Origin of the sequence: Streptomyces sp. NPDC050564 (assembly GCF_044457265.1) — a bacterium.
Lineage (GTDB): Bacteria > Actinomycetota > Actinomycetes > Streptomycetales > Streptomycetaceae > Streptomyces.
Genome location: NZ_JBITGS010000001.1, coordinates 709,876 through 722,766 on the forward strand (window position 1 = coordinate 709,876; position 12,891 = coordinate 722,766).

Annotated in this window: 11 protein-coding genes; 7 read left to right on the forward strand and 4 right to left on the reverse strand. The window is 70.4% G+C overall.

Going from position 1 to position 12,891, the window contains the following annotated elements; all coding sequences use genetic code 11:
* Nucleotide 1 precedes the first annotated feature (1 nt).
* The 3 genes from ACIBK0_RS03125 (at nt 2) to ACIBK0_RS03135 (ending at nt 2,348) form a co-directional block, all read left to right on the forward strand.
* Entirely contained in the window at nt 2-1,018 is a 1,017-nt protein-coding gene (locus tag ACIBK0_RS03125; protein ID WP_399074928.1) for a helix-turn-helix domain-containing protein, read from the forward strand.
* A 437-nt stretch (nt 1,019-1,455) separates the two neighbouring features.
* Nucleotides 1,456-1,656: a helix-turn-helix transcriptional regulator gene (locus ACIBK0_RS03130; RefSeq protein WP_399074930.1), complete on the forward strand. Its 201-nt coding sequence runs from the start codon at nt 1,456-1,458 to the stop codon at nt 1,654-1,656.
* A 95-nt stretch (nt 1,657-1,751) separates the two neighbouring features.
* Nucleotides 1,752-2,348 (forward strand): GNAT family N-acetyltransferase, encoded by a 597-nt coding sequence (locus ACIBK0_RS03135; protein WP_399074932.1) that lies wholly within the window; start codon nt 1,752-1,754, stop codon nt 2,346-2,348.
* Between the two features lie 118 nt (nt 2,349-2,466).
* Here the strand turns inward: ACIBK0_RS03135 and ACIBK0_RS03140 are convergent, their stop codons facing one another.
* Both ACIBK0_RS03140 and ACIBK0_RS03145 read right to left on the reverse strand, forming a co-directional pair.
* Nucleotides 2,467-3,510, reverse strand: a complete 1,044-nt coding sequence (locus ACIBK0_RS03140) for a zinc-dependent alcohol dehydrogenase family protein (RefSeq protein WP_399074934.1) — start codon at nt 3,508-3,510, stop codon at nt 2,467-2,469.
* Between the two features lie 41 nt (nt 3,511-3,551).
* A complete protein-coding gene (locus ACIBK0_RS03145) occupies nt 3,552-5,990 on the reverse strand; it encodes an MMPL family transporter (RefSeq protein ID WP_399074936.1) in 2,439 nt (812 codons plus the stop codon).
* 175 nt (nt 5,991-6,165) lie between these two features.
* Here ACIBK0_RS03145 and ACIBK0_RS03150 point away from each other — a divergent pair, with 175 nt between their 5' ends.
* Nucleotides 6,166-6,846 carry a TetR family transcriptional regulator gene (locus ACIBK0_RS03150; RefSeq protein ID WP_399075137.1) on the forward strand — a complete coding sequence of 227 codons (681 nt, stop codon included), beginning with the start codon at nt 6,166-6,168 and terminating at the stop codon, nt 6,844-6,846.
* Here the strand turns inward: ACIBK0_RS03150 and ACIBK0_RS03155 are convergent.
* A complete protein-coding gene (locus tag ACIBK0_RS03155) occupies nt 6,815-7,225 on the reverse strand; it encodes a hypothetical protein (protein WP_399074938.1) in 411 nt (136 codons plus the stop codon). The genes ACIBK0_RS03150 and ACIBK0_RS03155 overlap by 32 nt on opposite strands.
* A gap of 117 nt (nt 7,226-7,342) precedes the next feature.
* On the opposite strand from ACIBK0_RS03155, the gene ACIBK0_RS03160 reads away from it, so the two are divergent.
* The 3 genes from ACIBK0_RS03160 to ACIBK0_RS03170 all read left to right on the forward strand — a co-directional run bounded on the left by ACIBK0_RS03160 (nt 7,343) and on the right by ACIBK0_RS03170 (nt 10,992).
* Entirely contained in the window at nt 7,343-8,293 is a 951-nt protein-coding gene (locus ACIBK0_RS03160; protein ID WP_399074940.1) for a PrsW family intramembrane metalloprotease, read from the forward strand.
* 99 nt (nt 8,294-8,392) lie between these two features.
* On the forward strand, nt 8,393-8,632 hold the full coding sequence (locus ACIBK0_RS03165) for a heavy-metal-associated domain-containing protein (RefSeq protein ID WP_399074942.1): 240 nt from the start codon (nt 8,393-8,395) through the stop codon (nt 8,630-8,632).
* Nucleotides 8,633-8,724: 92 nt separating this feature from the next.
* A complete protein-coding gene (locus ACIBK0_RS03170) occupies nt 8,725-10,992 on the forward strand; it encodes a heavy metal translocating P-type ATPase (RefSeq protein WP_399074944.1) in 2,268 nt (755 codons plus the stop codon).
* A 595-nt stretch (nt 10,993-11,587) separates the two neighbouring features.
* Here the strand turns inward: ACIBK0_RS03170 and ACIBK0_RS03175 are convergent.
* Nucleotides 11,588-12,877, reverse strand: a complete 1,290-nt coding sequence (locus tag ACIBK0_RS03175) for a citrate synthase (RefSeq protein ID WP_362078833.1) — start codon at nt 12,875-12,877, stop codon at nt 11,588-11,590.
* Between the last annotated feature and the right edge of the window lie 14 nt (nt 12,878-12,891).

Consider the following 12,891-nt stretch of genomic DNA (forward strand, 5'->3'; position numbering starts at 1 on the left):
GATGGCGACAGGGCAACGGGCGCGGGACGGGATCGTCTCGCGTGCGGGGAACGGGCCGGGCGGCGCCTGGGAGAACGTGGTCGCGCTGCCCCATCCGCGGCTGCGGCCCGGGGTGATCAGCTACCGCGGGATCCGGCTCGCCCTCGACGGGCCGCGGCGCAGGCTGGAGGCACCGATCGGCGCGGCGACGCTTCTGCTGGGCTTCGAACAGCCGCTGCGCATCTCCCGCGCGGGGCGGCCGCCCGCCACCCTCGTGTCGGTGTTCTCCGGGCCGACGACCACGGCGGCCGTCGGCGAACACGGCGGACGGCTCGCCGGCATCGAGGTGCTGCTCGCGCCATGGGCCGCGTTCACCCTCTTCGGCACGCCGCAGTACGAACTCGCCGACCGGACGGTCGATCCCGACGAACTGCCCCATCCGCTGGGCGCGCGTTCGAGCCGGGGCCGCCGGCGCAGCATCGGTGAACTCTCCGCGGCACTGGCCGCGTTGCCCGGCTGGGCCGAGCGGTTCGGGCTGCTCGACGACGTGTTCGCGCGCTGGACCGAAGCGGGGACGCCGAGTTCGGCGCGGGTGGTGCGGGCCTGGGGGCACCTCCAGCGCACCTGGGGCGCGATACCGGTGCCCCGGCTCGCCGACGAGGTCGGCTGGAGCGTACGGCAGTTGGAGAACCGTTTCCGGGAGCAGATCGGGCTCGGGCCGAAGGCGGCGGCGCGGGTGCTGCGGCTGCAGCGGGCACGGCGGCTGCTCGCGGCGGGGCGGTCGCAGGCCGAGACGGCGGCGGCGTGCGGGTTCTACGACCAGGCGCACCTCAGTGGGGAGTTCAAGGCGATGACCGGGTGCACGCCGCGCGAGTTCACGGCGGCGCGGGGGGCTCCGCCGGTTCGCCCCGGTCCGCCGGGGGACGATCGGATGGCGGGGGAGGCGACGAGCCTTGTGCTCGCTCCTGACCGGAATGCGATCGATCGGAATGCGATCGATCGGAATGCGATTTTTTCCAAGACCGGTGGGATGCCTTGACTGCACGCTGGGGTCTTCCGGCCACGGACCCGGGGGGATGCGGGGAGCCGGTGGGCCGGGCCCGGCGATAGGGGTATCCCCTGCTCGAACGTAGTTGAGAGCTTGGGGAAGGGTCCGGCCCATCTCGGCCTGCCCGCACGACGATGCGGTCGGCGTGCCCGTACGGCCGGGGCACGCCACAGCGACGGCGACGACGGCAGCGGCAGCGGCAGCGGCAGCACTCGACCCGCAATGCATCACTCGTGTCACAAAGAACCCTCTTCTGTCACACATGTCGCGTGTACGCGGGTCTTGGGTCACACCCGGTCTACAAGGGCTGCCCTGTGCTCAGGCTGTGTCGTTCACGGGGCACAGGCTTTGTGATCGCCAGCGCAGCGCCCGGCTCCCCCGACGGCCGCCCCCGGCCGCCGCCGCGGTGCGCGCAGGGAGGTGCCGCCATGACCGACCGTAAGCTCTGGTCGTACAAGGAGATCGCCGCGCACATCAAGGTGCAGCCGGACACCGTGCGGTCCTATCGCAAGCACGGGCTGCTCCCACCGCCCGACCATGTGGAGGGCGGCAAGCCCTACTGGTACGCGGATACCGTCCGGGCCTGGGTCGCCTCCCGCCCGGGAACCCGTGGCCGCAGAGACGACTGACCCGCGCCCGCCGGGCTCTGTGCCCCGCTCGAGGCGTGCGGGGCACAGCCCTAATTCATTTGCCCCTACGCCCGCCGGTTGCGGAGGATCCGGAGATGAGCCCCGCCGACTTCTCCCTCAAGCCCGTCCTCACCGGAGACAGGACCGTCCTGCGGCCCTTCACCGAGGACGACGCCAGCGGCATCGCGGAGATCATCGAGGACCCCGAGGTCATCCGCTTCACCGGCGAGCCGTCGAACGAACTCACCCTGGAACGGCTGCGTTCCTGGTACGGCTCCCGCAGCGCGCAGACCGACCGGCTGGACCTCGCCGTGACCGACCGCGCGACCGGTGAACTCGTCGGTGAGGTCGTCCTCTACGAGTGGAACCCGGCCGGCCGCAGCTGCACCTTCCGTACGCTGATCGGCCCCCGTGGGCGCGGGAGGGGGCTCGGCACGGAGGCCGCCCGACTCATCGTCGGTCACGGATTCGAGCAACTTGGCCTTCACCGGATCGAGTTGGAGCTGTACAGCTACAACCACCGGGCCCGCCACGTCTACGACAAGGTCGGCTTCGTCGAGGAGGGCGTGCGGCGCCAGACCGAGATGCGGGACGGCGTCTGGGTCGATGAGACGATCATGTCGATCCTCGCCCACGAGTGGGCCGCACACGGAGGGCACCCGGAGACGGGAGTCAGCGCCACGGTTCGATGACCGTCACCCCCGACCCCATCACCGCCGGTGCGGCAGGCACCGCGTCCGGTCAACTCCACGGTTCGATGACCGTCACCCCCGACCCCATCACCGCCGGCGCGGCAGGCACCGCGTCCGGTCAACTCCACGGTTCGATGACCGTCACCCCCGACCCCACCGCCGTCCCCAACGCCGCCAGCGCGGCGGGCACCGCGTCCAGCGGGATGGTGGACGTCACGAGGAGGTCGGGCCGCAGCACTCCCGCCCGGACCAGCTCCAGCATCCCCGGGTAGGAGTGCGCCGCCATTCCGTGGCTGCCCAGCAGTTCAAGTTCGAGACCGATCACGCGGGCCATAGGGACCGGGGTGGAACCGGTGGGCGAGGGCAGCAGGCCCACCTGGACATGGCGGCCCCGGCGGCGCAGGCCGTTCACCGAGGCCGCGCAGGTGACCGGGGAGCCGAGGGCGTCCAGCGACATGTGGGCGCCGCCGCCCGTCAGTTCGCGCACCGCCGCCGCCGTGTCCCCGACACGGGAGGCGTCCACGCACTCCGCCGCCCCGAACTTCCGGGCCAGGTCGAGCGCCACCGGCGACACATCGACGGCCACGACCCTCGCCCCCGACGCCGCCGCGATCATCACCGCCGACAGGCCCACGCCTCCGCAGCCGTGCACCGCGACCCACTCCCCCGCGGCCACCCGGCCCTGCGCGACCACCGCGCGGAACGCCGTGGCGAACCGGCAGCCCAGTGAGGCCGCCGTCGCGAAGGACAGCTCGTCCGGCACCGCGACCACGTTCACATCGGCGTGGTCGAGTGCCACGTACTGCGCGAAGGAGCCCCAGTGCGTGAACCCCGGCTGGGTCTGCCGTTCGCACACCTGCTGGTCGCCCGCCGCGCACGAGGGACAGCTTCCGCAGGCGCAGACGAAGGGGACGGTGACCCGGTCGCCGGGGCGCCAGCCGGTCACCCGGGCGCCCACCGCCTCGACGACCCCGGCGAGTTCGTGCCCCGGCACATGCGGCAGCGTGATGTCCGGGTCGTGCCCCATCCAGCCGTGCCAGTCGCTGCGGCACAGCCCGGTGGCCTCGACCCGCACCACGACCCCGTGCTCCGCGGGAGTCGGGTCCGCCACCTCACGTACTTCGGCCGGCTCCCCGTACCGCTCGAACACCACTGCCCGCATCCGTCTCGCCCTCCGCCCGGAGATCACCTTCGGGGTGAACGCTAGCCGCGAGCCTCGGCCTTGTCCCGGTCCCGGCCCCGGTCTCGGTCCTTGTCCTGGTCCCGGCCCTTGTCCTGATCCCGGTCCTGATCCCGGTCCCGGTCCTGGTCACCTCCCTCAGACGCCTCCCGGGCGTCGGCCGCCGGGGCCTCCTCCCCCTCGCTGAGTCCGAACCGGTCGTGGAATCGCCGCAGCGGCCCCGGCGCCCACCAGGTCGCACGGCCCGTGAGGCGCATGACCGCCGGAACCAGCAGGCTGCGCACGACCATCGCGTCCATCAGGACGGCGAGCGCGATGCCCAGGCCGAGCATCTTGGTGTTGGTCACCCGCGAGGTGCCGATCGCGACCATCACCACCGCGAGGATGACCGCCGCCGCGGTGATCAGCCCGCCGGTGCGCTGCAGGCCGAAGCGGACCGCCTCCCGGTGGTCGCCGGTGTGGTCGTACTCCTCCTTTATTCGGGAGAGGAGGAAGACGCCGTAGTCCATGGAGAGGCCGAACGCGACGCAGAACATGAGGACCGGGAGGGTCGTCTCGATCGAACCCGGGCTGGTGAAGTCCAGCAGGCCGGACAGATGGCCGTCCTGGAAGACCCAGACCACCGCCCCGAACATCGCCGTCAGGCTCAGCGCGTTGAGCAGCACCGCCTGGATCGGGATCAGCACGCTGCCGGTCAGGAGGAACACCAGGAGCAGGGTGACGATCGCGATGAACGCCGCCGCCCAGGGGAGCCGGTCTGCTATCGCGTGCTTGGAGTCGACCAGGACGGCGGCCGTGCCGGTCACCGAGGTGTCGAACGGGGCGTGTGTCGCGCGGAGTTCGCCCACCAGGCGCTGAGCCCCGTCGCCGACGGCCTCGCCCTTCGGCAGCACCGTGAAGTACGCGGAGTCGCCCTTCACCAGAGGTCCGTCCACCCGCAGTACCTCGGGCAGCGCGGCGATCCGGTCCTTGTACCGCGCGTACTGCGTCTCGGTGGCCTGCCCCTCGGCGAGTACTTCCAGGCTGCCGCCCGGGTTGCCCGGGAAGCCGTCCCGGATGTGCTGCTGGACCACATGCGACTCGGCGCCGGAGGGCAGCTGGCGGTCGTCCGCGGTACCGAACTTCACGCCCAGGAAGGGCAGTCCGAGAACGACCAGGCCGACCGTGGTGGCCACCGCGAAGATCGGCGCTCGGCGCATGACGAGGGAGGCCATGCGTCCCCAGGCGGCTCCTCCGCCGGTCGCAGCCGGCTTGCCGCGCCGGAACAGGCGCCGCAGGTCGAGTGAGTTCACCCGGTCCCCGAGCAGCACCAGCGCCGCCGGGAGCAGGATCAGCGCGGCGGCCGCGGCCAGCAGCACCACGGCGATGCCCGCATACGCGAAGGAGCGGAGGAAGTACTGCGGGAAGAGCAGCATGGCGGCCAGCGACACGGCGACGGTGAGGGACGAGAAGAGGACCGTACGCCCGGCGGTGCGCAGTGTGGTGCCCACGGCGGTCAACGGCTCGGCGCCCGCGGCGAGTTCTTCACGGAACCTGCGGACGATGAACAGCGCGTAGTCGATGGCGAGGCCGAGTCCCAGGGCCGTGGTGAGGTTCATCGCGAAGACGGAGACGTCGGTGAACTCGGTGAGGCCGCGCAGCACCGCGTTCGTGCCCAGGATCGCGATGATGCCCACCACGAGGGGCAGCAGAGCCGCGATCGCGCTGCCGAAGACCATCACCAGCAGCACCAGGGTCACCGGCAGGGCGATCAGCTCGGCCCGGGTCAGGTCCTCGCGGATGGTGGTCTGCATCTCGTGCTGCACGGCGACCGGTCCGCCGAGCTTGACTTCGACCGGGCCGTGCACCCCCCGGTAGGAGGACGCGAGGCGGTCCAGGGTCTCGCCGGCGGTCTTCTCGTCACCCGTCAGCCGCGCGGTGACGAGCGCCTCGTGCCCGTCCTTCGCCTTCAGTGCCGGTGAGCCGGACTGCCAGTACGAACCGACGCCCGTGACGCCCCGCTCGCCGGCGAGCCGCGCCGCGAGCCGATTCGCCTCGGCGGCGATCGAGGGATCGTCGACCGAGGCGCTTCCCGAGTCGACGAGGAGCAGCAGATTGGGCTGCGAGGCGGGGAACTCCCGCTCCAGCGCCTTGGTCGCATAGGTGGACTGGGCAGTCGGGTCCTGCCAGCCGCCGCTGCCGAGCCGGTCGGCGACGCCACTGCCGGCGACCACGGCGAGCGCGGTGAGCAGCAGCGCGACGAGCAGGGAGAGCCGGGGCCGCGCCGTCACGAAACGGGTCCAGCCGCCCACCCGCGCGCCCTCCGCCCGCGATCCGCCGCCCGCACCGCTCCCGCGGCCCTCGCCGGAACTACTCCGGGAGCCGTCGCCCGTCCCGCTCCCGTGACCACCGACCGAGCCCTTCCCGCGGTCGTCGCCCCCGCCCCGCTCAGGGCCGTGGCCTGCACTGCTGACGTCGGTCATCGTGCGGTGTCCCCTTCACCGTGACCCTGCGCCCCGCCCATCCGTTCAGGCAGCATGGGTCGCCTCTTGCCATAGACTGGCAAACGCGAGAGATCGCTCGCGTTTCACCAGAATGCGAGCGCCCGCTCGCGTTTGTCAAACTCGTTCGGAGAGCTGGGGATAACTCGTGCCCGAGATGCCCGAGAAGGAGCAGGCCGCCGACGAACGGCCCCGACGTCGGCAGGCCCGCGGCGAGCGCCGTATCGCCCAGTTGCTGGAGGCCGCCGCCTCCGTCTTCTGCACGACCGGCTACACCGCCGCCAGCACGAACGCCATCGCCCGGGAGGCAGGCGTCTCCCCGGGCACGCTGTACCAGTTCTTCCCGAACAAAGAGGCCATCGCGATCGAGCTGGGCGACCGGCTCATCCACGAGATGCGCGCGACGTACGGCGAGGCACTCGCCCCGGTCGACCCCGCCACCCCGCTGGAGGAGGCCGTCGGCGCCGCCGTCGACCGCTTCATCGCCTTCAACTGCGACCACCCCGTGTTCTTCGCGCTGATGCACGGTCCGGACATCCCCGGCCGGATCGCCGAGGAACACGACGCCCTGCACGCGACCCTGGTCTCCCGGATCGAGGCACTGCTCTCCTCACTCCTGCCCACCACCCCCGCCGTCGAGGTCACCCGCACCGCGCATGTCTGCCTGGGCATGTACAAGGCCGGCCTGGAGCTGGTCCTCGCCCACGAAGGAGCCGAGCGCGAGGCGTACGTCCGGGAGTTGAAGAACATCCTGTTCCGCTACCTCGCGCCGATGATCGGCGACCAGCCGGCCACCCGGGCGAACCTCACCGCACCGGCGGCCGCAGCGGACCGGTGAGCGTGCACCGGTCGCGCCGCAGGAGATCACGCGGGTCGAGGGCGCACACCGGAAGGCCGTGCACCAGGAGGACGACGAGTCGCACCGCGAACTGACCCGTCGCCGCGCAGGGTCGTGCGATGACGCGCGACAACCAGGGCCGCCGCGGCCTCTCGCTCACCACACCGAGTCTCGCGGGGCCGAGGCCGGAACCCCGTCGATGAGCGGCCCCCTCACCGGCCCGGCCCAATGCGTCGCGGCCGACCAGGATCCCGGACAGGATCCCGAAGACGACCAGGGGCAGCAGCAGTCGGCGGCCGGTCCCGTAAGCCGGCAGTGGGGCGAGCACCGCGACGGACATGACGAGGATGAGCGTCCCGGCCTGCGACATAAGGTGCATTTCCCATAAGGTTCGGACAAATCGATGCGCGTGTATCGATGCGCGTGTATCGATTCGCCGTTGCCGATTCACCTTCAGCTGCGTCGAATCAACCCGTCCGAGCCCGAGGGATGAGCCGTGACCCAGAATCAGCAGCCCGGTGCACCCCGGGCCCGTATTCCCGGACCTCAGCAGCCCCCGATGTCGCACCCCCAGATCCGCGCCGGACTCTGGAGGCGCTGCCTGGGGATCGGGCTCGCGCTCTGGGCGTTGACCGCGGTGGTCACGTACGCAATGAAGAGCACCACGCTGCTGCCGACCCTGATCCTGCTCGGCAGCTTCCTGGCCCCTGTCACCTTCGCGCTCTGGGCGTACGAGCGGCACGGCCGCGACCTGGGCGCGCACCTCATCCTCGGCTGCTTCCTGACCGGCGGTACCCTCGGCGTGCTCGGCGCGTCGGCGATGGAGCCCCACCTCCTCCACCCCTCCCTGGGGATGTACCTCGGCGTCGGGCTGATCGAGGAGGCGGTGAAGCTCGCCGCGCTCATGTTCGTGCTGGGCCGGCAGACCCGTATCCGCGGGTTGCGGGCCGGACTGGTGCTCGGCGCGACCGTCGGGTTCGGCTTCGCGGCCATGGAGAGCGCGGGCTACGCGTTCAATGCCGCCGTCTCGCTGCGGGGCGTGGATCTGCGGGAGCTCCTGGAGACCGAGATCCTGCGCGGGGTGCTCGCCCCGTTCGGGCACGGCCTGTGGACCGCGATCGCGGGTGCGGTGCTGCTGGCGTACCGCCGCCCGAACGGGCGCTTCGAGTTCACCTCCGCGGTGCTCGGCACCTACCTCGGCATCTCCCTTTTGCACGCCCTGTGGGACTCGACGCACGGCATCGCGCTGTGGCTGGTGGCGCGGCTGACCGGCACGGGACTCGACAGGGCGCTCTTCGGGCAGGGCTATCTGCCGCAGCCCACCGACGAGCAGAAACATCTCTTCTCGCTGTTCTCGGTCGGCGGCCTGGTCCTCGTCTCGCTCGCGGGAATCGCCTGGCTCCACTCGCTGGCACGCCGCGAGTCCTCTTGGAGAAATACCCCCTAGGGGTATAATGTGGTGAGCATCGGGGGGAAACCTGGGACCCCAGGTGCCCCTTCCCCATACCTTCGGCACACGCCACACGCCTCATTGAGGAGCAATGACATGACCGCCCAGACCGAAACCCCGGGTTCCGTCACCGCCGTCTACAAGGTGAGCGGGATGAGCTGCGGGCACTGTGAAGGCTCGGTCAGCAGCGAGATCGGCGAGATCGCCGGCGTCAGCTCGGTGACGGCCGTGGCCTCGACGGGCGAGGTCACCGTCGTCTCCGACGCCCGGCTCGACGAGGCCACGGTCCGCGCCGCGGTGGACGAGGCGGGCTTCGAGCTCGTCGGCCAGGCCTGAACAGCCCTCAGGAACCCTCTCCGCCACACCGGGCCGTACCGACCAGCTGATACTGGCTCCGTACGGCCCGGTTCCTTCAATGGAGCCGGACCATGACCACCGCAGCACCCGCGACCCCGATAACCGACACAGCCGCGACGCCCGCAACCTCCACGACCTCGGAAGTGGAGCTCTCCATCGGCGGAATGACCTGCGCCTCCTGCGCGGCCCGCGTCGAGAAGAAGCTCAACCGCATGGACGGCGTCACCGCCACGGTCAACTTCGCGACGGAGAAGGCGAAGGTCTCCTACCCGGAGGGCGTACAGGTCGCCGATCTGATCGCCACCGTGGTGAAGACGGGATACACGGCCGAGGAACCCCCACTGCCCGCAGCGCCCGAGGAAGCGGCCGCGCCCGCGGGGGATCCCGAGCTCGCCTCCCTCCGCGCGCGCCTCGTCGTCTCCGCCCTGCTCGCCCTCCCCGTGGTCCTGCTGTCCATGATCCCGGCCCTCCAGTTCGACAGCTGGCAGTGGCTCTCACTGACACTCGCCGCGCCCGTCGTCGTCTGGGGCGGGCTGCCCTTCCACAAGGCCGCGTTGACGAACGCACGGCATGGCGCGGCCACCATGGACACGCTGGTCTCGGTCGGCACACTCGCCGCGTTCGGCTGGTCGCTGTGGGCGCTGTTCTTCGGGGACGCGGGCATGCCGGGCATGCACGACGAGTTCAGGCTCACCATCTCCCGTATGGACGGCGCGTCGACGATCTACCTCGAAGTCGCCGCCGGGGTGGTCGCGTTCATCCTGCTCGGCCGCTATCTGGAGGCCCGCTCCAAGCGGCGCGCGGGTGCGGCGCTGCGCGCCCTGATGGAGCTGGGCGCGAAGGACGTCGCCGTGCTGCGGGATGGACGTGAGGTCCGCGTCCACGTCGCACAGCTCACGGTCGGCGACCGTTTCGTCGTACGGCCCGGCGAGAAGATCGCCACCGACGGGATGGTGGTGGAGGGCTCCTCCGCCGTCGACGGCGCCATGCTGACGGGTGAGTCCGTGCCGGTGGACGTGACCGTCGGCGACGCCGTGACCGGCGCGACCGTGAACGCCGGGGGCCGGCTCGTCGTCGAGGCCACCCGGGTCGGCGCGGACACCCAGCTCGCGCGGATGGCGAGGCTCGTCGAGGACGCGCAGAACGGCAAGGCCGAGGTGCAGCGCCTCGCCGACCGGATCTCCGGGATCTTCGTACCGGTGGTGCTGCTGATCGCGCTGGCCACGTTCGGGGTCTGGCTCGCGGTCGCGGGTGACATCGTCGCGGCCTTCACCGCGGCCGTCGCGGTGCTGATCATCGCGTGCCCGTGCGCGCTGGGCCTGGCCACACCCACCGCCCTGATGGTCGGCACGGGCCGCGGCGCCCAGCTCGGCATCCTCATCAAGGGCCCCGAGGTCCTGGAGTCCACGCGCCGCGTCGACACCGTCGTCCTGGACAAGACCGGGACGGTGACGACCGGACGGATGAGACTTCAAGAGGTGTACGTCGTCGACGGCACCGCCGAGAAGGATGTTCTGCGGCTCGCCGGCGCCCTGGAACACGCCTCCGAGCATCCGATTGCCCAGGCGATCGCGGCGGGCGCTCAGGAGCGTGCCGGCGCCTTTCCGGCGGTGGAGCACTTCGCGAACGTGCCGGGGCGTGGGGTACGCGGGCGTGTGGACGGTCACGAGGTCACGGTGGGCCGGTTCATGGAGGTGCTCCCGGACGAGCTGGCGGGCGCGAAGAGCGCCGCCGAGGCGGAGGGTCGTACGGCCGTCGTGGTCGCCCGGGACGGTGTGGCACTCGGTGTCGTGACCGTCGCCGACGCGATCAAGGAGACCAGCGCCGAGGCCGTCCGTGCGCTGCGCGCCCTGGGGCTCACGCCGGTTCTGCTCACCGGCGACAACCGGGCGGTCGCCCAGGCCGTGGCGCGTGCGGTCGGCATCGACTCCGCGGACGTGATCGCGGAGGTGCTGCCCGAGGACAAGGTCGACGTCGTCAGGCGGCTGCAGAGCGAGGGTCGGAGCGTCGCGATGGTCGGCGACGGGGTCAACGACGCGGCGGCGCTGGCCACCGCCGACCTGGGCCTGGCGATGGGCACGGGCACGGACGCGGCGATCGAGGCGAGCGATCTGACGCTGGTGCGCGGGGACCTGCGGGTGGCCGCGGACGCGATCCGGCTGTCGCGGCGGACGCTCGCGACCATCAAGGGAAATCTCGTCTGGGCCTTCGGCTACAACGTGGCGGCGCTGCCGCTGGCTGCCGCCGGTCTGCTGAACCCCATGATCGCGGGGGGCGCGATGGCCTTCTCGTCGGTGTTCGTGGTGACGAACAGTCTTCGGCTCAGGACATTCTCATGACGATGGGGTAAGAGTCCCTCTAGAGTCCAACGACAGGCTCACATAAGCTCTTCACAAGGCTCGCGCATCTTCCTTACGCTTGAGTCCCGATTACCGTATCGGGGCTCTTGCGTATCTTCAGGACATATGCAAGAGACGCAGATCACAGTGATGCGAACGTAACCATCGAAGGGGTTCGTGAGTCTAAGTTGGCGATGTCAGAAGCGTCTTGGGGGGCGTGACTGACATCTGGGGACGTCTTGGGGGACGTTCCTGGAAATTGCGTTGCCGGGGCACGTACACCGGAGAGCTTTGAGCGGCCCTCCCGACTCGTGCGCGTCCCGGCAGATCGCATCGCAGTGCCGCAGTACCGCGAGTTCTGCTCGTTTGGCTCGCAGCCAGTTCGCAGCGATTCAGGCGCTGTCCACAGACGCCCGGCCGGATCCCGTGGGGGGAATCCGTACCGGGACAAGGAAAGCGCCCCGACTGCCGGCCCGTGGGGGGACCGGTAGCGGGGCGCTTTCCGTTTTTGTGCAGCTATGCAGCTTGTGTGCCGCTCGCGGCGACGTCTCCGTACGACTGCACGCGTACGGAGACGTCGGTGAAACTCAGGGGCTCAGCGCGCCTCGACCGGGACGAAGTCGCGCTCGACCACGCCCGTGTAGATCTGGCGCGGGCGGCCGATGCGGGAGCCGGGCTCCTTGATCATCTCGTGCCACTGCGCGATCCAGCCCGGGAGGCGGCCGAGGGCGAACAGGACCGTGAACATCTCGGTCGGGAAGCCCATGGCGCGGTAGATCAGGCCGGTGTAGAAGTCCACGTTCGGGTAGAGGCTGCGCGAGACGAAGTAGTCGTCGGAGAGCGCGTGCTCCTCCAGCTTGAGCGCGATGTCCAGCAGCTCGTCGGACTTGCCGAGCGCCGAGAGGACGTCGTGCGCGGCCGCCTTGATGATCTTCGCCCGCGGGTCGAAGTTCTTGTAGACGCGGTGGCCGAAGCCCATCAGGCGGACGCCGTCCTCCTTGTTCTTCACCTTGCGGATGAAGGAGTCGACGTCGCCGCCGGAGGCCTGGATGCCCTCCAGCATCTCCAGCACGGACTGGTTGGCGCCACCGTGCAGCGGGCCCCAGAGGGCGGAGATGCCGGCGGAGATCGAGGCGAACATGTTCGCCTGCGAGGAGCCCACCAGACGCACGGTGGAGGTCGAACAGTTCTGCTCGTGGTCCGCGTGCAGGATCAGCAGCTTGTCGAGCGCGGAGACCACGACCGGGTCGAGCTCGTACTCCTGGGCGGGGACCGAGAAGGTCATGCGCAGGAAGTTCTCGACGTACCCGAGGTCGTTGCGCGGGTAGACGAAGGGGTGACCGATCGACTTCTTGTAGGCGTACGCCGCAATCGTCGGAAGCTTGGCAAGAAGGCGGATCGTCGAGAGGTGACGCTGCTTCTCGTCGAACGGGTTGTGGCTGTCCTGGTAGAACGTCGACAGGGCGCTGACCACCGACGACAGCATCGCCATCGGGTGGGCGTCACGCGGGAAGCCCTGGAAGAAGCGCTTGACGTCCTCGTGCAGCAGGGTGTGCTGCGTGATCTCGTTCTTGAAGGTGGAGAGCTCGTCCACGTTCGGCAGCTCGCCGTTGATCAGCAGAGAGGCCACCTCAAGGAAGGTGGAGCGCTCGGCCAGCTGCTCGATCGGGTAGCCGCGGTACCGGAGGATGCCCTGCTCACCGTCGAGGTAGGTGATCGCGGATTTATAAGCGGCGGTGTTGCCGTACCCGCTGTCCAGCGTCACCAGCCCGGTCTGGGCGCGGAGCTTCCCGATGTCGAAGCCCTTGTCGCCGACGGTGCTGTCGATCACCGGGTAGGTGTACTCGCCATCGCCGTACCGCAGTACTACAGAGTTGTCGCTCACGTCATCCCTCACCG